This is a genomic window from Xanthomonas sp. SS, from assembly GCF_014236835.1.
Taxonomy (GTDB): domain Bacteria; phylum Pseudomonadota; class Gammaproteobacteria; order Xanthomonadales; family Xanthomonadaceae; genus Xanthomonas_A.
The window spans coordinates 897,340-921,448 of sequence record NZ_CP051190.1; the positions used below are offsets into that span (position 1 = coordinate 897,340).

22 protein-coding genes and 2 pseudogenes are annotated in these 24,109 nt (G+C 67.9%); 13 read left to right on the top strand and 11 right to left on the bottom strand.

Going from position 1 to position 24,109, the window contains the following annotated elements:
* Positions 1-58: 58 nt before the first annotated feature.
* Positions 59-2,029: a transglycosylase SLT domain-containing protein gene (locus tag HEP74_RS03820; RefSeq protein ID WP_185815255.1), complete on the bottom strand. Its 1,971-nt coding sequence runs from the start codon at positions 2,027-2,029 to the stop codon at positions 59-61.
* A 654-nt stretch (positions 2,030-2,683) separates the two neighbouring features.
* Here HEP74_RS03820 and HEP74_RS03825 point away from each other — a divergent pair.
* Complete coding sequence (locus tag HEP74_RS03825) at positions 2,684-5,569, top strand: TonB-dependent receptor (RefSeq protein ID WP_185815256.1); 2,886 nt, start codon at positions 2,684-2,686, stop codon at positions 5,567-5,569.
* 225 nt (positions 5,570-5,794) lie between these two features.
* Here HEP74_RS03825 and HEP74_RS03830 read toward each other — a convergent pair whose 3' ends face one another.
* From HEP74_RS03830 to HEP74_RS03845, 4 genes are all read right to left on the bottom strand, one after another.
* The gene (locus tag HEP74_RS03830; protein WP_185815257.1) at positions 5,795-6,562 is read right to left on the bottom strand and encodes an endonuclease/exonuclease/phosphatase family protein; all 768 of its coding nucleotides are present in this window, start codon (positions 6,560-6,562) and stop codon (positions 5,795-5,797) included.
* 28 nt (positions 6,563-6,590) lie between these two features.
* Complete coding sequence (locus tag HEP74_RS03835; RefSeq protein WP_185815258.1) at positions 6,591-7,421, bottom strand: thiol:disulfide interchange protein DsbA/DsbL; 831 nt, start codon at positions 7,419-7,421, stop codon at positions 6,591-6,593.
* Positions 7,422-7,539: 118 nt separating this feature from the next.
* Positions 7,540-8,181, bottom strand: a complete 642-nt coding sequence (locus HEP74_RS03840) for a thiol:disulfide interchange protein DsbA/DsbL (protein WP_185815259.1) — start codon at positions 8,179-8,181, stop codon at positions 7,540-7,542.
* Positions 8,182-8,266: 85 nt separating this feature from the next.
* Positions 8,267-9,082, bottom strand: a complete 816-nt coding sequence (locus HEP74_RS03845) for a c-type cytochrome (protein WP_185815260.1) — start codon at positions 9,080-9,082, stop codon at positions 8,267-8,269.
* A 129-nt stretch (positions 9,083-9,211) separates the two neighbouring features.
* Between HEP74_RS03845 and yihA the strand changes: the two genes are divergently transcribed.
* Positions 9,212-9,835 (top strand): ribosome biogenesis GTP-binding protein YihA/YsxC, encoded by a 624-nt coding sequence (yihA, locus tag HEP74_RS03850; protein WP_185815261.1) that lies wholly within the window; start codon positions 9,212-9,214, stop codon positions 9,833-9,835.
* 722 nt (positions 9,836-10,557) lie between these two features.
* Here yihA and HEP74_RS03855 read toward each other — a convergent pair.
* The 3 genes from HEP74_RS03855 to HEP74_RS03865 all read right to left on the bottom strand — a co-directional run bounded on the left by HEP74_RS03855 (position 10,558) and on the right by HEP74_RS03865 (position 13,517).
* A complete protein-coding gene (locus HEP74_RS03855; protein ID WP_185815262.1) occupies positions 10,558-11,550 on the bottom strand; it encodes an MBL fold metallo-hydrolase in 993 nt (330 codons plus the stop codon).
* A gap of 112 nt (positions 11,551-11,662) precedes the next feature.
* Positions 11,663-12,493 carry a helix-turn-helix domain-containing protein gene (locus HEP74_RS03860; protein ID WP_185815263.1) on the bottom strand — a complete coding sequence of 277 codons (831 nt, stop codon included), beginning with the start codon at positions 12,491-12,493 and terminating at the stop codon, positions 11,663-11,665.
* A 328-nt stretch (positions 12,494-12,821) separates the two neighbouring features.
* Entirely contained in the window at positions 12,822-13,517 is a 696-nt protein-coding gene (locus HEP74_RS03865; RefSeq protein ID WP_185815264.1) for a VIT1/CCC1 transporter family protein, read from the bottom strand.
* A 220-nt stretch (positions 13,518-13,737) separates the two neighbouring features.
* Here HEP74_RS03865 and HEP74_RS03870 point away from each other — a divergent pair, with 220 nt between their 5' ends.
* From HEP74_RS03870 to HEP74_RS03895, 6 genes are all read left to right on the top strand, one after another.
* Positions 13,738-15,102 carry a glutamate--cysteine ligase gene (locus HEP74_RS03870; protein ID WP_185815265.1) on the top strand — a complete coding sequence of 455 codons (1,365 nt, stop codon included), beginning with the start codon at positions 13,738-13,740 and terminating at the stop codon, positions 15,100-15,102.
* Between the two features lie 285 nt (positions 15,103-15,387).
* Entirely contained in the window at positions 15,388-15,678 is a 291-nt protein-coding gene (locus HEP74_RS03875) for a hypothetical protein (RefSeq protein WP_185815266.1), read from the top strand.
* A 64-nt stretch (positions 15,679-15,742) separates the two neighbouring features.
* Complete coding sequence (locus HEP74_RS03880) at positions 15,743-16,423, top strand: DUF1287 domain-containing protein (protein ID WP_185815267.1); 681 nt, start codon at positions 15,743-15,745, stop codon at positions 16,421-16,423.
* Positions 16,413-16,967, top strand: a complete 555-nt coding sequence (locus HEP74_RS03885) for an AraC family transcriptional regulator (RefSeq protein ID WP_185815268.1) — start codon at positions 16,413-16,415, stop codon at positions 16,965-16,967. The genes HEP74_RS03880 and HEP74_RS03885 overlap by 11 nt, the downstream gene beginning before the upstream one ends.
* Before the next feature lie 812 nt (positions 16,968-17,779).
* Complete coding sequence (locus HEP74_RS03890) at positions 17,780-17,986, top strand: VOC family protein (RefSeq protein ID WP_185815269.1); 207 nt, start codon at positions 17,780-17,782, stop codon at positions 17,984-17,986.
* Between the two features lie 97 nt (positions 17,987-18,083).
* Positions 18,084-18,332, top strand: a complete 249-nt coding sequence (locus HEP74_RS03895) for a hypothetical protein (RefSeq protein WP_185815270.1) — start codon at positions 18,084-18,086, stop codon at positions 18,330-18,332.
* 207 nt (positions 18,333-18,539) lie between these two features.
* Here the strand turns inward: HEP74_RS03895 and HEP74_RS22080 are convergent.
* The 3 genes and pseudogenes from HEP74_RS22080 to HEP74_RS03905 form a co-directional block, all read right to left on the bottom strand.
* Positions 18,540-19,499 (bottom strand): annotated as a pseudogene (locus tag HEP74_RS22080) (sensor histidine kinase); the annotation flags it as partial.
* 263 nt (positions 19,500-19,762) lie between these two features.
* A pseudogene (locus tag HEP74_RS22085) lies at positions 19,763-20,090 on the bottom strand (two-component sensor histidine kinase); the annotation flags it as partial.
* Positions 20,087-20,803, bottom strand: coding sequence for a response regulator (locus HEP74_RS03905; RefSeq protein WP_185815272.1), 717 nt, complete (start codon positions 20,801-20,803; stop codon positions 20,087-20,089). The gene HEP74_RS03905 and the pseudogene HEP74_RS22085, both read right to left, overlap by 4 nt.
* Positions 20,804-21,064: 261 nt before the next feature.
* Between HEP74_RS03905 and HEP74_RS03910 the strand changes: the two genes are divergently transcribed.
* From HEP74_RS03910 to gfa, 5 genes are all read left to right on the top strand, one after another.
* Positions 21,065-21,331: a hypothetical protein gene (locus HEP74_RS03910; RefSeq protein WP_185815273.1), complete on the top strand. Its 267-nt coding sequence runs from the start codon at positions 21,065-21,067 to the stop codon at positions 21,329-21,331.
* 120 nt (positions 21,332-21,451) lie between these two features.
* Positions 21,452-21,922: a hypothetical protein gene (locus HEP74_RS03915; protein ID WP_185815274.1), complete on the top strand. Its 471-nt coding sequence runs from the start codon at positions 21,452-21,454 to the stop codon at positions 21,920-21,922.
* Between the two features lie 112 nt (positions 21,923-22,034).
* Positions 22,035-22,310 (top strand): metal/formaldehyde-sensitive transcriptional repressor, encoded by a 276-nt coding sequence (locus tag HEP74_RS03920; RefSeq protein ID WP_145702911.1) that lies wholly within the window; start codon positions 22,035-22,037, stop codon positions 22,308-22,310.
* Between the two features lie 43 nt (positions 22,311-22,353).
* Positions 22,354-23,463, top strand: coding sequence for an S-(hydroxymethyl)glutathione dehydrogenase/class III alcohol dehydrogenase (locus HEP74_RS03925; RefSeq protein ID WP_185815275.1), 1,110 nt, complete (start codon positions 22,354-22,356; stop codon positions 23,461-23,463).
* Between the two features lie 69 nt (positions 23,464-23,532).
* The gene (gene gfa, locus HEP74_RS03930) at positions 23,533-24,105 is read left to right on the top strand and encodes an S-(hydroxymethyl)glutathione synthase (protein ID WP_185815276.1); all 573 of its coding nucleotides are present in this window, start codon (positions 23,533-23,535) and stop codon (positions 24,103-24,105) included.
* Positions 24,106-24,109: the final 4 nt, after the last annotated feature.

Below are 24,109 nucleotides of genomic sequence, written 5' to 3' on the forward strand. Positions count from 1 at the left end.
GTGTGGATGCTAGGCCCGGCACGATCTCGCGCGGTGCGCCGTTGCGATTCCCCATTCTCTATTCCCGATTCCCAGCCGCGGCGGCAGCCGCGGCCCCACACACGAACTTCTTGCGCGGCGCGTCCAGCTTGCCGAGCATGCGGTCGCTGACCGGTAGCGCGTCGCCGTTGAGGCGCCAATCGTAGATCACGCTGAAGGCGAGGATGCGCGCGACGTACTCGCGGGTTTCCTTGTAGCTGATGGTCTCGATCCAGAAGTCGGCATCGTGACCGGGGCGCTGGGTCTGCCAGCGCGCGGCCGGGCCGGGGCCGGCGTTGTAGGCGGCGATGGTCAGGTAGGGCAGGCCGTAGGTGTTCAACAGCTGGCGCAGGTAGGCGGTGCCGATGGCGATGTTGGTGTCCGGGTCGTACAGGCTGGCCGCGCCGCCGTAACCGGCCAGGCCGAGGTTCCTGGCCACGCTGGCGCCGGTGGCCGGCAGCACCTGCATCAGGCCCATCGCATTGGCCGGCGAACGCGCGTTCGGATTGAAGATGCTCTCGGCGCGGATCTCGGCGGCGACCCAGGCCGGGTCGATCGCGTTCCTGCCTGCTTCGCGGCGGATGCTGGCGTCGTGGTGCAGCGGGAAGCGCAGCGAATACAGGCGCTGCTCGTCGGGCAGCTTGCCCAGCGCGAACACCGCGCGGTCGAACCAGCCGTTGTCGCGCGCCACTTCCACCGCGATGCGCCGCTGGGTGTCGTCGAAGCGGGTCAGCGCGTCGTTCCATTCGGCCACGGCCCATGCCGCGCGGTCGATCTTGAACAGTTCCAGCGCGCGCACCAGCGCCGGATCGCGGGCCACCGCGGCCTGCGCCTGCGCGCTGTCGTTGGGTTCCCACGGGCACAGCGCGTAGGGCTGCTTGAGCCGGTCGGCCGCCATGAAGCCGTGGAAGGTGGCGGACTTGGCGGCCTCGCGGTACAGCCGCTGCGCCTCGCCGGCATTGCCGGTCTTCTCCGCCAGCCGCGCCTCGAAATACTGCCAGCGCGAATCGTTGCGCTGCGCCGGCGCCATCTTGCGGATCGCCGCCAGCGCCGCCGGCCAGTCGCCGCGCGCCATCGCCTCGCGCGTGCGCCACTCGTGCAGGCGTTCGTCGTAGGCGGACTCGGGTACCGCGTTGAGCCGGCGCGCCGAATCCGGGCCGTACGAGGCCACCGTCCACAACGCGATCTGGTACAGCACCTCGCCGCGCTGCGCTTCGCTCAGCTGCAGCGCCTGGGCGAATTGCGGCAACTGCCGCTCGGCCGCGTCCGGATCGGTCTTGGCCAGTTTCTCCAGCCCGTCCACCGCCACCTTGCGGCTGCGTTCGGTCTTCGGCCAGGTCAGTGCGCGCGTATGCACTGCGTCCAGAAACGCCGCGTAGTCGTTGGCCAGGGCCAGCTCGGCGGCCGGCAGGCCGCGCGCGGCGCTGCGCATCACCGCCGGCTGCTGCGCATCGGCCGCCGCTTCCACGCGCGTCCAGCGCAACGCATCGGTCATGCCGCCGCGCGCCTGCAGCACCGCGAACACCGCGTCGCAGGCATCGGGCAGCGACTTGCCGCTGCTGCGCCACAGCGCCTGCGCCTCGTCGATCCATTGCGCATCGGCGCGGCCGGTGGCCTGGCGCGCGTTGAGCTGGGCGCAGCGCAGGCCGGTGTTGTCGGTGGGCTTCCAGTTGGCCAGCAGCGCCGGCCAATCCTGGCGCCGCGCCAGCGCCGGCAGCCACAGCGTGCGGAAGCTCTCGGCCACCGGCTGCCCGGCATAGCGTTTGAGGAAATCCTGCGCCTGCGCATCGGAGACGCGGTCGATGGTGCGGCGCAGGTTGGCGTATTCGAGCCAGCCGTACAGCGGGTGCTGCTTGAACGCGGCCGCTTGCGCGGGATCGAACTGGCCGCGCTCGGCGGCGTCGATCGCCGCGCGCAGCGCAGGACGCTGGGCGTCCAGGGTCTGGGCGAGGGCAGGGGCGGGGCCGCACAACGCGGCGGCGAGCAGCAGGAGAGACGTGCGCAATTTCATGCGCGGGACTATACCGAACGCCGATGAATCGGCGCGGCAAGGGTGCTGCGGCGACGGCGATGCGGGCGCAGCGGATAGGGAGATGCAGAGGTTGCGCTGTGGCCCGCCGCAGGCTGCGCAGCACTGTCTGGCGCGGCGTGGGCGCTGGTTGGAGCAGGCGTCATCTGTGCTTGGCGTGCCGATGCATTGGGCTGCCGCCAGCGTTTTGCTTGCCGCACGCTTGGTGCTGCCTCGATCCGTGTCCGCCCCCAACCGTCGAAGGCCGCGATGCGGTGTCGCGACCGTGCGCACTGTCGCGATGCGTGCGGCCATGTCGCACGCATGGTCCGCGCCACGGCCGCGCCGGCAACAACACCGCGCAGGTGTTCCCCGCACCTCGCGTAACCGGCCGGCGCGATCCGCATGCCGCACGCCGTTGGCTTCCACCATGTCCCGGCACTCGTTCGCCTGGCGCGCGCTGTCCCGCGCCGGCCGTGATGCGAGTCCTGATCGACTGTCGCTATGTCTACGAAATCGTCCAGTCGGTCCACGACTGTCCGAATCGCGGTCCGATTGCTTGCTTAGGGTTTACGTTTTGTTTACAAGGTAGGCCACGCCGTCGCGGTGCAGGGGGTCGCAGCGGCCGACCCACATCCTTTCTGGAGAGAGAGACGGATGAATTGCCTGCACCGCCATCCTTTGGTTTTCGCGGTTTCCTTGTCCTTGCTGGCCGGTTCGCCCGCGCTGGCGATCGCCCAGCAGGCCGCGCCCGCTGCCCCCGAATCCGCCACCACCCTGGACAGCGTCCAGGTCACCGGCACGCGCATCCGCAAGGCCGAGTTGGAGGGCCAGGTGCCGGTGCAGACGTTGAGCCGCGCCGACATCGAACGCACCGGCCTGACCTCGATCGGCGACGTGCTGCAGGAACTGACCGCCTCCGGCTCGGCGTTGAACACCAAGTTCAACTCCTCCGGCAACTTCGGTTTCCCGCCCGACGGCAGCGGCGTCGGCGCCGGCTCGGCGCAGGTGGACCTGCGCCATCTGGGCGCCAAGCGCGTGCTGGTGCTGGTCGACGGCATGCGCTGGGTCAACGAGTCCTCGGCGTCCGGCGTGGGCGCGGCCACCGACCTCAACACCATTCCGCTGGCCATCGTCGAGCGCATCGAGGTGCTGGAAGATGGCGCCTCGTCGCTGTACGGCTCCGACGCGATCGCCGGCGTGGTCAACATCATCACCCGGCGCAAGTTCGACGGCGGCCAGGTCACGCTGAACTACGGCCAGTTCGACAAGGGCGACGGCGCCAGCAAGGGCGTGGACCTGGCCTGGGGCCACAGCACCGAACGCACCAGCCTGTTCCTCGGCGCCAGCTACACCAAACAGGATCCGATCTACGCGCGCGACCGCAAGCAGTCGCTGTATCCGGTGCCCGGCACCGGGCTCAGCTTCGGCAGCTCGGCCACCCCGGACGGCCGTTTCATCTTCGTCGATCCGATCACCGGCGCCGAGCAGGACCTGACCCCGAACAGCGGCGCCGGCGCCCCGACCTACGACGGCAGCGCCGGCTGCACGCGCAGCGACGGCTACCACTGCTTCGGCACCAGCGACCGCTATAACTTCGCCGCTTCCAACCTGTTGCTGACCCCGTCCGAGCGCAAGGGCGTGTTCGGCCAGTTCCGCTACTTCTTCAACGACGACGTGCAGTGGTACCTGAAAGTACTCGGCAACCGCCGCGAGTCGACCAACCAGGCCGGGCCGGAGCCGATCTTCCTCGGCCCCGATGCCGGCACCGGCAATCCGCTGGCCGACAACATCGTCATTTCCGCGGCCAATCCGTACAACCCGTTCGGCTTCGACCTGGATTCGTCCAGCAACCTGATCATGATCGGGCGGCGGCCGGTGGAAGGCGGCGCGCGCGTGTTCGAGCAGCGCGTGGACACCCAGTACGTCGGCACCGGCTTCATCGGCAGTTTCGAGAGCGCCGACCGCACCTGGTTCTGGGACGTCAACGGCGCCTACAGCAAGAACAAGGCCGAGCAGACCAACTACGGCAGCTACAACATCTACAACATCAACCTGGCGCTGGGCGACCCGGCGGCCTGTGCGGCGGTGGCCGGCTGCGTGCCGCTGGACATCTTCGGCGGCGCCGGCAGCATCACCCCGGAGATGCTGCGCTGGATCCAGCCGGTGGTGCGCGACCGCAGCCAGAACGAGCTGACCCAGTTCACCGCCAACCTCAGCAGCGACCTGTTCACCCTGCCGGCCGGCGCGGTGTCCTTCGCCACCGGCGTGGAATACCGCAAGTACGAAGGCTGGTACCAGCCCGATCCGCTGACCGTGATCGGCCACTACAACGGCGTGCCGTCGTTGCCGACCGAGGGCAGCTATAACGTCAAGGAGGCCTACCTCGAACTGAGCGTGCCGATCTTCGCCGACTCGCCGCTGGGCGACAAACTGGACCTGAGCCTGGCCGGGCGGTATTCGGATTACTCCACCTTCGGCGGCGAGTTCACCCCGAAGTACGGCCTGCGCTGGCAGGTGTCGCCGGACTTCGTGTTGCGCACCAGCTATGCCGAAGGCTTCCGCGCGCCGACCATCGGCGAACTGTACGGCTCGGCCGCGCGCGCCGACCTGACCCTGTCCGATCCATGCTCGATCGGCCTGGGCGGCACCGCGCCGCGCGGCAGCGCAGCGAACTGCGCCGCGCTCGGCGTGCCGGCCGGCTACCAGCAGGCCAACTCGCAGATCTCGGTGACCACCGGCGGCAACCGCGCGCTGGAACCGGAGAAGGCGCGCAGCTTCAGTGCCGGCTTCGTGTGGAGCCCGTGGTTCGCCAGCAACGTACCGTGGTCGGACCGCTTCGACGTCGAGGTGACCTTCTACCGCCACGACATCGACGGCGCGATCCAGGCGATCAACGCGCAGACCCAGCTCGACCTGTGCGTGGACACGCTGGACGCGACCTATTGCGACGGCATCACCCGCGCCTCCACCGGCGGCATCAACGGCTTCAACAACCGGCTTACCAACCTCGGCTCGATCAAGACCGACGGCTGGGACGTGGATCTGTTCTGGACCTCGCCGCAGACCGCGGCCGGGCGCCTCAAGATCGGCTGGCAGAACACCTTCGTCACCCGCTACGTCGCCACCGGCGCCGCCGGCCAGGTGCAGCCGCAGGAACCGGGCGTGGAAGTGGTGGACAGCTCGATCCCGGAGTGGACCAGCAATTTGACCCTGGACTGGTCGTTGAACCGCTGGAACGCCTCGTGGACGGTGCGGCACATTTCCGAACTGACCGAGCAGTGCGGCGACGCGGTGGCGTTCCCGGTGTGCAGCAACCAGACCGCCGGCACCAACACGCTGGACGCGATCACCTACCACGACGTGCAACTGGGCTACCGCTTCGACTGGATGAAAGGCCTGACCGTCAGCGGCGGCGTCAACAACGTCTTCGACAAGGATCCGCCGATCTGCCTGTCGTGCTCGCTCAACGGCTACGACGCGTCGACCTACGACATCCCGGGCGGCCGTTATCTATATGTGCGTGCGGATCTGAAGTTCTAGGCGCTTGCGCTTCGCCTGAAGCCGAATGTGGGAGCGATTCTTGGTGGCCTAGGCCATCCAGAGTCGCTCCCACAATTCCTTGCGAGTCGCCGCATTTCTGTAGGAGCGGCTTCAGCCGCGACCGGGCGTTACCGGTAACGCCCGGTCGCGGCTGAAGCCGCTCCTACAGGGACGCCTCCGCCGCAGCACAGCGAATGCATGCCGCACAGGAAACCCAGCAGCTGGCTAGCGCAGCATCCCCTGCGGCACTTCGATCTCGGTCGCCACCGCCAGGTGGTCGGAGAACGCCGCCGGTAGCGCGCGCTGTTCGTTGCAGCGCAGGCCGTCGCTGACCAGGATGTGGTCGATCGCGCGCTGCGGGCGCCAGCTGGGGAAGGTCGGCACCACGCAGCCCGGCGGTTGCAGCCGGGTGCGCTTGTACAGGGCCTGCATTTCGGGCCGGTCGGCGACACAGTTGAAGTCGCCCATCAGCACCGCGTTGGGATGGTCGGACAGCAGTTCGGCGATGAACGCCAACTGCGAGGCGCGCGAGTTGGCGCCCAGCGATAGATGCGCCACCGCGATCGCCAATCCTTCCGCGCCGTCGCCGAACTTGGCCAGCAGCACGCCGCGCCCGCCGAGCCGGCCGGGCAGGGGATGGTCCTGCACTTCGACCGGCTCCAGCCGGCTGAGCAGGCCGTTGGCGCTGGAGGCCACGCCGCCCATGCGCCGGTTCGGCTGGTGGCTCCAGTAGTTGAAGCCGGCGCGCTCGGCCAGGTAGTGGGTCTGGTTGGTGAAGCCCGAGCGCAGGCTGCCCGGATCGCTTTCCTGCAGGCCGACGATGTCGTGCGCGCGGGCCAGCTGCGCGATCGCATCCAGGCTGCTGCGCTTGCTTCCCGCCGGCAGCGCATGCGACCAGCTGCGGGTCACGTAATCGCTGTAGCGGCGCGTGCTGGAGCCGGCCTGGATATTGGCGGTGAGCACGCGCAGCGTGCGGGTGGCGGGGGCAGTCACGGCAGAGCGGCCTGGTGGGAGCGGGAGCTTACTTGGCCAGCGCCGCACGCTCGCGCGCGATCAGGTGATCGGCGATGCGCAGGATGTCGTTGTAGTCCTTGCCCTTGATCAGGTACTTGCCGTTGACGATCAGCGACGGCGTGCCGGTGATGCCGCTGCGCATGGCGAATTGCTTGGCGCGGCTGGTCTTGGTGCTGACCGCGAAGCTACCCATGGTGTCGGCGAACTGCTTGGCGTCCACCCCGTACTTGGCGTAGAAGCCGGCGATGTCCTCAACCGAGTCCTTGCCGCGCTCGCCCTTGAGGGTCTCGTCGACGTGGATCGCCTTGTACAGCGCCTCGTGGGTCTTTTCCTGCACGCCCAGCGTCTCGGCAGCGTAGAACGCGCGCGCATAGTCGTCCCAGGGGCCACCGAACATCGCCGGCACGTAGACGAAGTGCACATCCGACGGCAGGCCGGCCTTCCACGGGCCGATCAGCGGCTGGAAGCGCGCGCAGGCCGGGCACACGTAGCCGAACACTTCGGCCACTTCGATCTTGCCATTGGTCGGCTGGAACGGCTGGCCGCCCGCGATATCGACATAGTCGGTGCCGGCGACCGGCTCGGCCCCGCTCGGCGCACGCGCCGAGACCGGCGCGGCAGGCGCATCGGCGGCAGGCTGCGCAGCGGCATCGGTAGCCGGGGTGGAGGCGGTGTCGGCAGTGGCGGCCGGTGCGGTGTCGCTGGCGGCGGGCGCTGCCGGCGCTGCGGCAGGCGCGTCGGCGGCCGGGGCGACGGTGTCGGCAGAGCCGTCCTGGGCCTTGCATGCGACCAGGATCGGCAGCAGGGCCATCAGGGTCAGGGCGAAGCGGGTCTTCATCGGCGACATCTCCAGCAGGATGGGGGGCAGAACGCCGGCCGCGCCGAAACGCGCGGCAGGCAACCCCGGCATGATGCCATGGCGTGGATGAAGCGCCGTGGTGCGGGTTAGTGCGGGATTACTTGCCCGCGCGCTCGCGGGCGACCAGCGCATCGGCGATGCGCAGCATGTCCGGGAAATTCTTGCCCTTGACCAGGTACTTGCCGTTGACCACCAGCGCCGGGGTACCGGGGATCTCGCTGCGCGCGGCGAAGTCGCGCGCGGCCTTGACCTGCGCGGCCACCTGCGGGCTGCTGTAGGCGGCGACGAAGTCCTGAGGCTTGACGCCGTACGCGGCGTAGAACGCGGCCAGCTCTTCCGGCGCCACGTTCTGTACCGGCACGCTGTGCTTGTCGTGGATCGCCTCGAACAGGTCGTGGTGGCTGCGGGTCTGCACGCCCAGCTTCTGCGCGGCATAGAAGGCGCTGGCGAAGCTGTCCCAGAAACCGCCGAACGCGGCCGGCACCAGGGTCACCCGCACGTCCTTGCCCTGCTTGCGCGTCCACTCTTCCAGGATCGGCTCGAAGTGCGCGCAGTGCGGGCAGGTGTAGCCGAACACCTCCACCACTTCGATCTTGCCGGCCAGCGGCGCGAACGGCTGCGGCTTGGCGATCAACGCGTAGTCCTCGCCTTCGACCAGGGCGGCGGTCTTGGGCTGCGCGCAGGCGCTCAGCGGCAACAAGGTGAGCAGGCACAGCAGCAGGCGGGGCAGACGGTTCATGCGATCTCCATGGCAAAAAACGAACGCCGGTCGTGACGACCGGCGCGAGGGGGAAGCGGTCCGGCGCCGCGACGGCGGCGCACGCTCAGGATTGTTGCGCAGGCGCCGCCTGTTGCGGCGCGGCCGCTGCCGGTGCGGCCTGCGCCGCGGCCGCGTCGTCGGCGCGGTCGTGCAGGCCTTGCAGATAACTGCCCAGCGCCTTCATCTCCTGCTCGGTCAAGGGCTTGGCCACCTGCGCCATGATCTTGAACAGGGTCTGGTCGCGTTCCTGGGTGGTGCCGGACTGGTACTCCTGCAGGCGCCGCGCCACGTAGTCGGCGTGCTGGCCGCCCAGGTGCGGATACGCCGGGCCGGGGTTGCCGGCGCCGGTGGGGCCGTGGCAGGCCATGCAGGCCGGAATCCCGCGCGCCGGATCGCCGCCGCGGTACAGCTGCTGCCCGACCTCGTAGAACTTCATGCCGGCGTACGGGCCTTCGCTGACCACCGCGTCGTCGGCGATGCCGGCACCGGCCTTCTGCGTGGCGAAGTAGGCGCCGATATCGCGCATGTCCTGCGCGCTCAGCGGCTGCACGAACGGCAGCATCGCCGCCACCGCGCCGGAGGTGCGCTCGCCGTGCGCGATCAAGGCCATCTGCCGCGAACTGTAGCGTTCGCTCTGGCCGGCGATGCGCGGATACATCGCCAGCGCCGGGTTGCCGTCGGCGCCATGGCAGGCGGCGCAGGCCGCGGCCTTGGCCTGGCCGGCCTTGGGATCGCCCCAGGCGACTTTGCCGACGTCGCCTTCCAGCGGTGCGGTGCGCACCGGCGCGTTGTCGGGAATGGGAACCACCGAGGTCTGCGCGAACGCGACCGCGATGGAAATTGCTAGACCGGCAAAGGCAAGAACGCGAGCGTGGCGCATTAGCTGAAGCTCCGTGTGACCCGACCCGCGGCTGCCAGGTCGGCCACCGCACTCGCGCGATTATCCCTGTGCGGCGCCCTGCCGGTCAACGAACCCCGCCCGGAGCGGCGGACGTGCGATCCTAGCGCCATGTCGCTCCTCATCGAACGTGCCCAATACCTGCTTTCCGCCCACAATCCCCGGCAGCTGCCGGAGGACGGGGGCTGGGAGGTGGCCTTCGCCGGCCGCTCCAACGCCGGCAAATCCAGCGCGCTGAACGCGCTCACCCGGCAGAACGCGCTGGCGCGCGTGTCCAAGACCCCCGGCCGCACCCAGCAGCTGGTGTTCTTCCAGATCCAGCCCGAGCGCTATCTGGTGGACCTGCCCGGCTACGGCTACGCCAAGGTGCCGCTGGAACTGCAGGCGCATTGGCAGTCGTTCATCGACAAGTATTTCCGCACCCGCGATGCCCTGCGCGGCTTGGTGGTGGTAATGGACATCCGCCACCCGCTGAAGGATTACGACCGGCAGATGCTCGGTTACGCGGTGCAGCGTGGATTGCCGGCGCATGCGCTGCTGACCAAGGCCGACAAGCTCGGCCGCGGCCAGCAGGCGCAGGCGCTGCAGCAGGTGCGCAAGGACCTGTCCAGTTCCTTCGGCGACACGGTCAGCGTGCAGCTGTTTTCCGGCGAGACCCGCCAGGGCGTGGACGAGGCGCGCGCCATCGTCGGCGGCTGGCTGGGGCTGGACACGGAGCCGACCGCCGCGGAATGAGCGCGGCGGCGCCGGACCTCCGGTGTCTTCGTGCATGCGCTGCTTGCGATCGATCGCGAATAGCGGACGCGGTCGTCTTGTCTGCGTTGGCATGCATCGCATGCACGATGCCGGGCGCTCGCAGTGGCGGATGCGGGTACGGGCGCAGCCTCGTGCACTCGAACTCCGCGAGACGCTTCGCGCCGGACCCTCACCCCAACCCCTCTCCCGGTGGGAGAGGGGCTAGTCGGTTGTCCCTTCTCCCACCGGGAGAAGGTGCCCCGCAGGGGCGGATGAGGGTCCGGGCGCAGCCTCGCGCACCCAACTTTGCGAGACGCTTTCGCGCCTTACCCTCACCCCAACCCCTCTCCCGAGGGGAGAGGGGCTAGCGGCTGTTCCCTTCTCCCGTCGGGAGAAGGTGCCCCGCAGGGGCGGATGAGGGTCCGGGCGCAGCCGCGTGCCCCCAACTTTGCGAGTCGCTTTCGCGCCTTACCCTCACCCCAACCCCTCTCCCGAGGGGAGAGGGGCTAGTCGGCTGTTCCTTCTCCCCTCGGGAGAAGGTGCCCCGCAGGGGCGGATGAGGGTACGGGCGCAGCCTCGTGCACCCAACTCTGCGAGTCGCTTTCGCGCCGTACCCTCATCCCAACCCCTCTCTCCCACGGGACTTCCTTCGGTCGCCGAGGAGAGAGAGGCACAGGCGCACCGCGGCTGTTCTTCCTTCTCCCACCGAAAGCAGGCCGCCCTCAAGGCATGGCCGGCAACGGCGCGAACTCGGCCGGGACCCAGGCGAACGCGTCGCCGTCGCGGCGCACGTGGCCCAGGCCCGGGAACGGCAGATGCGCGCCGGCCACCCACCAGCCGCCGTCGGCGGCCTGGGCCATGGTCCGCTTGCGCGCGGCGATCGCCGCGGCGCGGTCGCTGTCGGCCTCGTACGACGCCTGCGGTTGCGCGAACTGCACCGCGTGGTAGTGCACCAGATCGCCCCACACCAGCAACTGCTGGCCGCTGCCGCCATCGAAGCGATAGGACACGTGGCCGGGCGTATGCCCATGCGTATCCAGCGCCACCGCGCCGCCGGGCAACGCATCGCCGGGGCGGAAGCGGCGCAGCCGGTCTTTGGCCTGGTACGGCGCCGCCGCCGCGCGCGCCAGCGGGAACGCGAACTTCAGCATCTGCGGTGCGCTCGCCTCGCTGGCCGGATCCAGCCAGTACGCGGCATCAGCCGCGCTCAGCCACACCGTGGCGTTGGGGTAGGCGGCCTGTCCCTGCGCATCGAGCAGGCCGCACATGTGGTCGGGATGCGCGTGAGTCAGCAGCACGTCGTCCACCTGCGCCGGCGCATAGCCGGCCGCGCGCAGGTTCGCCAGCACCTGGCCCAGGCCGGGGCCGAAGCAGGCGGCGGTGCCGGTATCGACCAAGGTCAGGTGCGTGCCGTCCTGGATCAGGTAGGCGTTGACCGCGGTCTGCAGCCCCTTCTCGGTTTCCGGTACGTAGCGGTGGTCGAGCAGGCGCGCGATCGCGTCGCTGTCCAGATTGGACAACTGCGCGCGCGGCAGCGGCACCGTGCCGTCGAACAGCGCGGTGACGCGCAGCCTGCCGATCGCCTGGCGGTACACGCCGGGGACTTGCTGGACGGGCGCGGCCGGCGCGGCGGCATGGGCGGACGGCGGCAGCGGCAAGGCGATCACGGCGGCCAGCGCCAGCAAGGCCAGCGGGCGCGATAGGGAAACAGGCATCGAGAGTTCCAGCGGAAGCGGCATTCGCCGCGGTGCCTGCATGCTGCGCGGACGGCGCTGCGCGATTCGCTCATTCGGCTGCGCGCGGCGCTCGCTGGGTTGCGAACGGGTTCTAGTTGCCGATGCTCGCCGGATCCAGGCCGTAGCGCTGCTGGAAGCGCTGGCTGAAGCTGCGCGTGGAACGATAGCCGGCGCGTGCGGCCACCGTCTTCAGCGGCCAGCGGGTGGTGTAGAGCAGTTCCATCGCATGCGCCAGGCGCGCGTCGGTGATCAGTTCGCGCAACGACGTGCGCTCGCCGGCCAGGTGCCGGCGCAAAGTGGCGCCGCTCAGGCCGAGGCTGTCTTCCAGATCGCGCGATCGCCACGCGCGCTGCGGCTGGGCCGCGATCAAGTCGCGTACCTGCGCGGCGATGCTCGGGGCCGGCGGCAACAGCAAGCCGCCATGGCCTCGGCGGCAGAATGCGACCACCAGCGACGCCAGCGCCAGCCTGGCTTCGGTGTAGTGGCCGTCCTGCAGCGCCTGCCGCCACTGCAGCAGCGCGCTGCCGAACTCGACCGTGCGCAGCCGCGCCAGTTCCTCGCCGGCGGCCGGCAACGGTTCGTTCCACAGCGTGCGCGCGGCGGTCAGCGCTTCTTCGCACAACGGGATCACCGCGCTCAGATAGATGCCGCTGTGCGGGTCGGGGATATTCACTACGTCGATGCGGCAGCGCCGGGTGACCAGGAACAGATCGCCCGGCGCGAATTCCAGCGTCTGTGTCGCCGTGCGCACCTGCTTGCGGCCTTGCAGCAGGATCGCCAGCTGCGGCCGCGGAATGGCGACCGAGCTTGCGCCGTGTTCGCGGCGCGCGGTGATGCAGGCATAGCCTTCGGCGCGCTCGCACTCCGCCAGCGTCGCCAGTTGCGCGAGCAGCAGGAATTCGGGGTCGTGGGTGTCGGCCATCGTTGGCGATGCTACCGCAGTGCGCAGCGCCGCATGCGCGGCGTCGGCGCGCGATGCGGTCCGCGGTCGGCGCATTTCCGATCAGAAGCGGTCGCGGCCGAAGGCGATTCTAGGGCACCTCTAATAACCTCAATCCGAGAATTGCACGCTAGACACATCAATCACTTGCGAGTGCTTAGACAGAGCTTTTGGGGGTTATTAGAGGTGCCCTCTAGTCGCGACGGTGGTGTCGCCCTGGCGTTACGCGTCGCCGCCGCTTGATCGAGGCGGCCAGGCTCGCTGCCGTGCCGGAAAGGAATCGCCCTGGTCCAGGCTGCGCAGCGTCGGATCAGACTTGTACGCCGAACAGGCGGCCGGCCGCGCCGGTGGCGAGCATCGCCGCCGCGCCCCAGAACACCACGCGCGCCGCGCCGCGTGCACCGGAGGCGCCGCCGGCGCGTGCCGCCAAGGCGCCGGTCAGCGACAGCCCGAGCAGCGTCGCCGCGACCGTCACCCACACCTGGCGCCCGGCCGGCGCCAGCAGCGCGGCCAGGATCGGCAGTGCCGCGCCGCAGCAGAACGCGGCCGCCGATGCCAGCGCGGCCTGCAGCGGCCGCGCGCGCAGGGTCTCGGTGATGCCCAGTTCGTCGCGCGCATGCGCACCCAGCGCATCGTGCGCGGTCAGCTGCTCGGCGACCTGCCGCGCCAGCGCCGCGTCCAGCCCGCGCTGGCGGTAGATCCCGGCCAGTTCTTCCAACTCGCTGTGCGGATCCTCGCGCAGTTCGCGGCGCTCGATCGCCAGGTCGGCGCGTTCGGTGTCCACCTGCGACTGCACCGAGACGTATTCGCCGGCGGCCATCGACATCGCGCCGGCGACCAGGCCGGCGATACCGGTCGCCAGCACCGCCGGCGCGGGCGCGCCGCTGCTGGCCACACCGACCACCAGCCCGGCCACCGACAGGATGCCGTCGTTGGCGCCGAGCACCGCGGCGCGCAGCCAGCCGGCGCGATCGGCGCGATGCAGTTCGGAATGGGCGGGGCGCATCGGAGGCCTGCATGGCGGAGAACAGGCCTGCAGCCTAGCCGAGGGCGGCGCGGCCGGCGGTGCTGCGTCTCACTCTCGCCGGCGCCGACCGGGCGGATCCGTGGAATGCTGCAGCACCGCTGGTAGCGATGTGGGCTTGGCGCCGGTCACGTTATAGTGCGGGCCTTGCGAGGCGGGCGTTCCATCCCCACATCGCCTCATCTTCCGTGCGAGCCTGCCCTTGTCGAGCCCAAGCCACGTTGCCGAAACGCCGATCACCGACCGCAACGAACTGGTCGAGGTGTTGGCCTCCGGAGAAAAGCCCGAAGCGCAGTGGCGCATCGGCACCGAACACGAGAAGTTCGGCTTCCGCCTGGACGACCTGCGCCCGCCGACCTTCGAAGGCGAGCGCGGCATCGAGGCCCTGCTCACCGGCCTGACCCGCTTCGGCTGGGAGCCGGTGCGCGAAGGCGGGCACACCATCGCGCTGCTGCGCGACGGCGCCTCGGTGACGCTGGAACCGGCCGGGCAGCTGGAGCTGTCGGGTGCGCCGCTGGAAACCATCCACGACACCTGCGTGGAAGTGGGCAGCCACCTCAACGAGGTCAAGCAGGTCGCCGACGAGTTGCGCCTGGGCTTCCTCGGCATGGGCTTCCAGCCGAAGTGGCGCCGCGACGAGATGCCGTGGATGCCCAAGGGCCGCTACCAGATCATGAAGAACTACATGCCCAAGGTCGGTTCGCTCGGCCTGGACATGATGACCCGCACCTGCACGGTGCAGGTCAACCTGGACTACGCCAGCGAAGCGGACATGATCAAGAAGTTCCGCGTGTCGCTGGCGCTGCAGCCGATCGTCACCGCGCTGTTCGCCGACTCGCCGTTCACCGAGGGCAAGCCCAACGGCTACCTCAGCTACCGCTCGCATATCTGGACCGACACCGACGCCGACCGCACCGGCATGCTCGACTTCGTGTTCGAAGATGGGTTCGGCTACGAGCGCTACGTCGACTACCTGCTCGACGTGCCGATGTACTTCTCCTACCGCGACGGCACCTACGTCGACGCCAGCGGGCAGAGCTTCCGCGACTTCATGCAGGGCAAGCTGCCGGCGTTGCCGGGCGCGCTGCCGACGCTGCGCGACTGGTCCGATCACATGACCACCGCGTTCCCGGAAGTGCGGCTGAAGAAATACCTGGAAATGCGCGGCGCCGACGCCGGCCCGTGGGGCCGGCTGTGCGCGCTGTCGGCGTACTGGGTCGGCCTGTTGTACGACGATGCCGCACTGGACGCAGCCTGGGACTTGGTCAAGGATTTCAGCCTGGTCGAACGCCACGCGCTGCGCGACGGCGTGCCGAAGCAGGCGCTGAAGCTGCCGTTCCGCAACGGCACCGTGCAGGACCTCGCCGCCGAGTCGGTGAAGATCGCCCTGAACGGCCTGCGCCGCCGCGCCCGTTTGAACGGCGACGGCCAGGACGAATCGCGCTTCCTGGAACCGCTGGTGGAGATCCTGCACGCCGGCGAGACCGCGGCCGAGCGCAAGCTGGCGCTGTATCACGGGGCTTGGCAGGAAAACGTCGATCCGGTATTCACTGAGTTCGCTTACTGATCGGAGACCGCCGGCTGCGTTCGATGCGGTCGCTGTCCTGCGCGTCGCTGCCTGCTCTGCGGAGCGGCTTGGATCGCAACATCGCGAGATAAGCGCCTCAAGCGCGCCGGCCTGTCCTCGGGAGCGTGGGTCGCCGTCACGAACGGGTCGCGCCTCGCGCCGATAGAATTGCCTGCAGGCCATCCGGTAAGTCGTTGATATAGGAACGGCTTTTTTCCAGGCCGCCATCGATGGTGGATACTCGGCGCAAGACCGCTTGGCGGTCCAACAATAGTCAGGCAGGCCATGGAAGATCGATTGGGACCCGAGGAGCAAGTGTTGCGACGTGCTGTAGGTGAGGTCCTGCATTACATATGGGATCCGATCGGCGTATCCGGATCGGTGCAGGCCAGGGACGAGTACGACGGGTATATCGATCATGTCTGTGGCCTACTTTGGGACGGCGCTGACGCCATTCAAATCTCAAAGCACCTTGTGCAACTGGCCGACCAGAATATGGGCCTTCCCGACACGCAAGACCGCTCGGATTTGGCGGCGCGTAAGTTGCTCGAATGGCGGGATGCTGTGACGCGCTAGCATGCCCAGCAGTTCATTCAAACGAATCCGCCTTGCGGGCTGCTTAATTTTGGTGTCAGGTGCCATGCCCAAATTTCGTGTAATTGTCGGTGCCAGTATCTGCATCGCACTCGCCATCACCGCGTGCAAGCCGCAGCAAGAGGAGCAGATCCGTGCTCCACGAGCGTCCACTTCCGATGATTCGGCTGCCCGCGCGCCGGCTCGGCCAAGCTTGCCTGCCGATGCCCGTGCCATCATTGCGGCCAGCCGAGAAAGAATGTCCTTGGGAGAGATCTACGATCCCAAGTACTACACCATCGCCTATCCGGGCGGAGATGTCGCCAACGACCGTGGCGTCTGCACCGATGTCGTCATTCGCGCCTACAGGCATCTCGGGATCGATTTTCAGCAGTTGATCCATGAGGACATGCGTCGGAATTTTTCGGCGTATCCGCAGCTTTGGGGAAGCCAATCGACCGACAGCAACATCGATCATCGGCGGGTGCCCAACATCGAGCGGTTCCTGGCCCGCGAGGGTGCATCGCTGCCGATCAGCGACCGTGCCGTGGACTATCGTCCCGGCGACTTGGTGACGTGGCGGCTGGCTGGCGGATTGCCCCACATCGGAATCGTCTCGGATCGCCATGCGCCAAGCAGCGACCGTCTCCTGATACTCCACAATATTGGTGCCGGCACTGCTGAAGACGACATCCTCTTCGCCTATAAGATAGTAGGCCATTTTCGCTACTTTCCCGATGACGCCTAACAATTCTCAAACCGATGCCGCTTTGCGGCGCGGCCTAATTCAGGCGTTGGACCTGCCAGAAAGCTTTATGGAAGTGAAAATCGTCGAGTTCTCCGAAACCGCCGTGGCCGCGGTTGAGCATTACGGGCCGCCAGAGTTGGAGTACGAGAGCTCCAAGCATCTGATCCTGTGGCGTATACGCAACGGCATTTCACCTCAGCTTGCCCGCACGTTTGGAGTTCATCACACTGACCCTGCTCGCGTTGCTCCCGAGAAGCACCGTGTCGACTTCTGTGTGTCGTACAACGGCACGATCGAGCCGAACGAAGAAGGGGTGGTGGCCAAGGTCATTCCCCGCCTTCGTTGCGCGTTCGCGCGGCATTTGGGCTCTCGCCGGCATAACGCCACCGCCGAATACCTCGGTCGCGCTTGGCTTCCGAACAGCGGCGAGGTCAGCGGAGCGTTTCCCATCTTTTTCCACTACGTCAACGTCGGTCCGGATGTTCAAGAGCATGAAATGATCACGGATGTGTATCTCCCACTCGGGCCAGCCGCCAAGGCCTAACAAGTTGTTCAGGTCGACGCCGCTTTGCGGCGCTGCGTAACTCGGACACCAGGCTTCATGAAAATTTTCAGAAATCTATTCTCCAAAGGCGCTGCGGAACCGCGCCACGCGTTCCCGGAGGACATGGTCCGTGAAGCAAAAGCCAATCCGGGCGGATGGGTGTACGAGATTTCAAGTCGGTACGACCCGAATGGCGCAGTTCCGCCTCACGCAATCAAGGGCGCCTGGCGCGTGGATGACCGTGGCGAGATCGTTCCTGGGAGCTACACATCTAATCCCAACTTCCGGTCGGAGGCGTAGTGTTTCCAGTCACGCTCACGTGCATCGCGTGGTTCGGTGTGGCGTCCGACACGTCATTCAAGCCGAAGCTGCGTCGCGGCTCGGCCTAATTCAGGCGATGTGCAATGGAAAAGCTACGAAGGCTTGCGGCGGCTCTTGCCCTGCTGGCGGGGACCATCGCGGCGTTGCTTGGGGCTTTCCAGATGGTTCGCGTTCTAACGGCCATTGTCGATCCGCCAGAGGGCGTGTTTGAGCCGTTAGTACCACTGAGCGTAGGCGTCGGAATGTTGTTGGTGGGTGTCTGCCTGGTCAGGGCCGGGCGCGCGTTGCGACACTGATTGGTTGGCCTCTCCTGGCCTGGAGTCCTGCAATCCATCGAGGAGGGTTCATATGAGTCTCAAGCGTCTCGTTCCAATGCAGCCCGTTGCAAGCATGCCGGCGAGCGTCGAGTTCTACGAGAAGCTCGGCTCTCGGTTGAGAGCCGGAACGACGACTGGGGCTGGGCCATGCCTTATTGTGGCGAATGCCGGCTCATGGTCGATCAATCCATCAATCTTCATCCAGACATTCCCCGGATTTCTGTCATCTATCTCTATACGGAGAACTTGCAGGATTTCCACAGGCGTGCGTGCAAGAACGGCCTGGACGTCCCGGATGCAGACAAGACGTTCTGCGACATGACCGAGTTTCGGATTGAGGATCCGGACGGCAATCGCCTCTGGATTGGACAAGACAAGTGACCCCCCGGACAATCCGTTCAAGCCGAGGCTGCTTATGGCGCGGTCCAACTCGGGTATTGGGCTCAGGCGCTGAGGATATCAAGGATTCTGTGGAATCATGACGATTACTGACTTTCTGATAATGGACGCGTACGGCATCGTGATCGCTGCTGATTCCGATGGCGACCATCTAGCCTTTTGCTGCATGCAATGTGGTTACCCGATAGTGGCTGTGGCGCTGGATAGCCAGCGGGGAAGTGATGAAGATCATCCCGCTAGCTGCAGGGGTTGCGACACTCAGTATTTCTTGGATGTCCGGCCACACGCGAAAAAGCTCTACATTCATCAATTGGACGCAGAAACCTGATGGTCTATTCAGGCCGAAGCCGCTTCGCGGCTCGGCTTGATTCAGGCGCCAAAGCCCTCAAGGCCGATGATTTTTGCCGTGTGCACGGTATCGGGGGTGGGGGAGCGCACGCTTGCTGGAACTGCAACGGAGCCTGGGTATCGGCTCGTGCATCCTGTCGCGCCGATGTTGCACCACACTCCGTGGCCCCGTAATGCTGTCGCTGTCTTAGACAGCCGCCGCCTGGCACGGCAACTCCACACACACCCGCAACCCGCCTTCGGAGCGGTTGGTCAGGGTGATTTCGCCGCCGTGGGCGAGCGCGATGCTGTGCGCCACCGACAGGCCCAGGCCGATGCCGCCGGTGTCGCGGTTGCGCGAGTTCTCGCCGCGGAAGAACGGCAGGAACAGCTGCTCGTGTTGGGCCGGGTCGATGCCGGGGCCGTCGTCGTCGATCCACAGCACGCAGTCGGCGCCGTCGCGGTGCAGTTGCAGGCGCGCGCGCTTGCCGTACTTCAATGCGTTCTCCAGCAGGTTCATCACCATGCGCCGCAGCGATAACGGATCGCCATCGAGGGTGATGGCCTGGCCAGCGACGAAGCTCGCCTCGGCGCCGGTGTCGCTGGCATCGTCGACCACGCTCTCCACCAACAGGCGGAAATCCAGCGGTGCGCGGGTGCCGCGGCGGCTGTCGTTGTGGATGAAGTCCAGCGCGGCGGAGATCATCGCCTTCATCTCGTCGATGTCGGCGATGGTCTTGTCGCGCAGCGGCGGCTGCAGGCCTTCCAGGCGGAACGCCAGGCGCGCCAGCGGGGTGCGCAGGTCGTGGGCGATCGCCGCGACCATGTGCGTGCGCTCGTTGATCAGGCGGTTCAGGCGCGCCTGCATGGCGTTGAACGAGTCAGCGGCCTGCACGATTTCGCTGGGGCCGCTGCGCTGCAGCGGCTCCGCATCGGGATTGCGGCCGAGCCGGTCGGCGGCTTCGGCGAAGCGCTTGATCGGTGCGGCCAACGCGCGCGAGAACCACCACGCCAGCGGCAGCATCGCCAGCAGGCCGGCGACGAACAGCAGCGCGACCTGGGTCTTGAACGCGGTGGAGAAGCGTCGCGGCGGCGATACCACGCTGCGCCAGCGGCCGTCGGGCTGCTGCAGTGCGGCGGTGAAGCCGCCCAGCAGCGGCGACGCCGGGGCCAGCCCGCGCTCGCGCCAGCGCGAGCCTGCCGCGCGCATCGCGGTTCCGAACGCGGAAGGATTGGCTTCGCCCGGTGGTGCCGGTGGCGGCTGTTGCGCGTCGGCTGCGCTGTCGAAGGACGCCTGCGGCGGCGCGCCGGGATCGGCGAACGGCGGCGGGCCATCGTGCAGGAAGCGCGCGTCGCCGGGCGGTCCGGAGCGCGAGCGCAGGCGATTGCCGTCTTGCGGCGAGAAATTCGGGTTGGGCAGCTTCTCGTCGCTGCTGCGGTAGAAGCGCACCCGCTCCGGCGCCACGTCCAGCCAATTGGTGAGCATGAACTCGGCGAAGCGGTCGCGCACCTGTCCCGGCGCCGGCAGCGGCGCCTGCCTGGAGTCGTGCACCTTCAACGTCTGCGTGCCGGCCGGCATCTTGGTGGTCAGCAGCGCGATCACTTCCGGCGGGTGCACCGGCATCTCGTAGACCGGCGTGCGCAGCACCAGCAGGGCGATGCCGATCAGCTGTGCGGTCAGCAGGGCGGCCAGCAGCAGCAGGAAGGTGCGGGCGAAGATCGAGACGCCGCGGCGGCCCCGCTGCTTGGGCGCGCTCATAGCCGGGCGACGCTCGGCAGCAGCATGTAGCCCTCGTTGCGCACGGTGCGGATCAGTTCGGTCTGCACGCGTTCGTTGATCTTGCGCCGCAGGCGGCTGATCTGGCTGTCGATGGCGCGGTCGTAGACTTCGGTGTCGCGGCCGCGCGCGTAGTCGAGCAACTGGTCGCGGCTGAGCACCCGCTGCGGATGCTCGACGAAGGTGCGCAGCAGGGCGAATTCGCCGTCGGAGAGGTTGATGAAGATGCCGGTGGGATCGCGCAGGTCGCGGCGGATCACGTCCAGCCGCCAGCCAGCGAATTCGTAGACGTTGCCGCGCGCTTCCGGCGGCAGTGATGCCGCTTGGCTGCGGCGCAGCAGCGCGCGCACCCGCGCCAGCAGTTCGCGCGGATTGCATGGCTTGGCCAGATAGTCGTCGGCGCCCACTTCCAGGCCGATGATGCGGTCGGTGTCGCTGCCCAGCGCGCTGAGCATGATCACCGCCGGCGCACCGCGCTCGCTGGCCAGCTGCCGGGCGGCGCTGAGGCCGTCTTCGCCGGGCATCATCACGTCCAGGATCACCAGGTCGGGCTGGCGTATCGCCATCAGCCGGCGCATGTCCGCGACATTCTCGGCAGCTTCCACCTGGTAGCCGTGCTCTTGCAGGAACTCGCTGATGAGCCGGCGCAGATCGGGGTCGTCGTCGACTACCAGAATGAAGGATTGCATATCCATGGTCTTGAAGGGCGGCCGCTCGGAGTACAGCCAGTCTAGACGCGGCCGCTGCCGCCGGTAACTGGTGCGGGCAGGCCGTCGCTGCCGGAAGCAAGCGGGCGCATGATCGCGGCGCCATGATAGGGAGTGGCGACGGTGGCCTCATGGCGGGTTTGTGTCGTATTCAGCCATGCGTTGACACAAAACGCTGACGCGCCGGTGCCTCGCAGCCGACCATGGCGGCATCAAGCCGGCGTCAGCGGGCGTCAGCGGGCGTCGGCATTGCCGCGCGCCTCGATCGCGCACCGCTATTTCTGCCATAACGACGCGGCTTTCGCGGCGCGCTTCCAGGCCGGGGTGCTGACCGAGTCGGCGCCTGCCAAGGCGGCCGATGCGGCGCGTCGCTGCCATGAGCTTTCCGACGCCGGCGCAGTGTCTGCGGTTGCGCCGCAGTCGGCGGCCGAGCGGCGCTGCGCTGCGTGCGCCGTGCTCGGCAAGCGCGCTTTCCCACGTGTCGCGCGGCGACAACGGCACGCGATATCGGCATGAAACGATGCCGTACGTGGATGCATTGGCGAGCGTGTCGCGGGGAGCGGGCGCGGCGCCGTCGGCGCACCGCGTCCATTGCTTATTTTCACCACCCCGCCATCAGGAGGAGGCATGCCTAGCATGACATCGCATCGAGTCGCCAAAGGGGCGCTGACCCTAGCGTTGAGTGCCGCGCTGAGCGGCTGTGTCACCGTCTGTGTCGGTGGCCCCGCCGCGCAGCCGCCGCCGCCGGATGGCGGGCCGCATCACGGCCCCGGTCACGGAGTGGACGGGGAACCGGACCACGATCAGCCGCCGCCGCGCGACCCGGCGTTCGAGGCCGCGGTGCAGTCCTGTGCGCGCGAGCTCGGGCTGCCGCTGCCGCCGCATGGACGTCCGCCGGGTCCGCCGCCGGCCGCTGCCGGCGCGGACGACGCCCCGGCCGCTGCGGCCACGCGGGCGCCAGGCCCCAAGCAGGACCCGGCGATGCGCGCCAATTTCGCCAAGCTCGACGCCTGCCTGCGCGGCAAGGGCGTGGCCCCGCCACCGTGGCGCGGGCCGCCGCAGGACGGCGCCGCGCCTTCCCCGGCCGCGCCGCCTGCCCAACGCTGAGTCCTGCGGCCCGGTGCCGCATGCCCGCGTCGTCCCGATCCGGGACGGCGGGGGCGTTTTCTTTTTCGGGCAGGGGAATATACTGTCCCCCAGTATAGTTCCCAGGTCCCGCATGCCGCATACGCCCCACGAGAAGAAACGCGTCCTGGCCCGCATCCGCCGCGTGCGCGGACAGACCGAGGCGCTGGAGCGCGCGCTGGAAGGCGGCGCCGATTGCGCCGCGGTGCTGCAGCAGATCGCCGCGATCCGCGGCGCGGTCAACGGCCTGATGTCGGAAGTGATGCAGGCGCATATCCGCGAAGAATTCGGCCACGCCGCCGCCTCGGACACGCAGCGCGCCGCGCGCGTGCGCGAGATGGGCATGCTGGTCCGTTCCTACCTCAAGTGATCCCGAACCCCACGACCCAACCCGTTCTTCCAGGAGAAACCTCATGAAATCCCGTGCCGCCGTCGCTTTCGAAGCCGGCCAGCCGCTGCAGATCGTGGAGATCGACGTCGAACCGCCGCGCCAGGGCGAGGTGCTGGTCCGCATCACCCACACCGGCGTCTGCCATACCGATGCGTTCACGCTGTCCGGCGACGATCCGGAAGGCATCTTTCCCGCCGTGCTTGGCCATGAAGGCGGCGGCATCGTCGAGGCGATCGGCGAGGGCGTGACCAGCGTCAAGGTCGGCGACCACGTGATCCCGCTGTACACGGCCGAATGCCGCAAGTGCAAGTTCTGCCTGTCGGGCAAGACCAACCTGTGCCAGGCCGTGCGCGCCACCCAGGGCAAGGGCCTGATGCCCGACGGCACCACCCGCTTCTCCTACAACGGCCAGCCGATCTTCCACTACATGGGCTGCAGCACCTTCAGCGAATACACCGTGGTGCCGGAGATCTCGCTGGCGGTGGTGAACCCGGAGGCGCCGCTGGAGAAGGTGTGCCTGCTCGGCTGCGGCGTCACCACCGGTATCGGCGCGGTGCACAACACCGCCAAGGTCAAGCCGGGCGACTCGGTGGCCGTGTTCGGCCTGGGCGGCATCGGCCTGGCGGTGATCCAGGGTGCGGTGCAGGCCAAGGCCGGGCGCATCCTGGCCATCGACACCAACCCGGGCAAGTTCGATCTGGCGCGCAGCATGGGCGCCACCGATTGCATCAACCCGAAGGACTACGACAAGCCGATCCAGGAAGTCATCGTCGAGCTGACCGACGGCGGCGTGGATTTCAGCTTCGAGTGCATCGGCAACGTGCACGTGATGCGTTCGGCGCTGGAGTGCTGCCACAAGGGCTGGGGCGAGAGCGTCATCATCGGCGTGGCCGGCGCCGGCCAGGAGATCAGCACGCGTCCGTTCCAGCTGGTCACCGGCCGCGTGTGGCGCGGCAGCGCGTTCGGCGGCGTCAAGGGCCGCACCCAATTGCCGGGCATGGTGGAGCAGGCGATGCATGGCGAGATCGATCTGGATCCGTTCATCACCCACACCATGCCGCTGGAAGAGATCAACGAAGCCTTCCACCTGATGCACGAAGGCAAGTCGATCCGCACCGTGATCCATTTCTGACCTGACGGTCAGTCCGGCGCGCGGCCGATTCCGCGCATGCAGGTACGCGACAAACCCGGGAGGGGCATGATGAGTACCGTAACGATTCATCCGTCGGTGGACGGTGGTGTGCGCGCAGGCGCAGAGAATTTCCAGGGCGGCACGCTGGAATGCCACTGCGCCAGCGACAAGGTCACCGTGGACGTGGGAGCGCAGACCGCGCACAACCACGCCTGCGGCTGCACCAAGTGCTGGAAGCCGAAAGGGGCGACCTTCTCGGTGGTGGCGGTGGTGGGCCGCGACAAGGTCAAGGTCACCGCGCACGAAGAGAAGCTGAAGGTCGTCGACGACAGCGCGACGATCCGGCGCCATGCCTGCACCGGCTGCGGCGTGCACCTGTACGGGCGCATCGAGAACACCGAGCATCCGTTCTATGGCCTGGACTTCGTGCATACCGAGCTGTCGCCGCAGCAGGGTTGGTCGGCGCCGGGCTTTGCGGCGTTCGTGTCCTCGATCATCGAGAGCGGCACCCGCCCGGAAGCGATGGACGGCGTGCGCAGCCGGCTGCGCGAGCTGAAGTTGGAGCCGTACGACTGCCTGTCGCCGGCGTTGATGGACGCGATCTCCACCCACGTCGCGCGCAAGAACGGCGTGCTGCAGTAAAGCC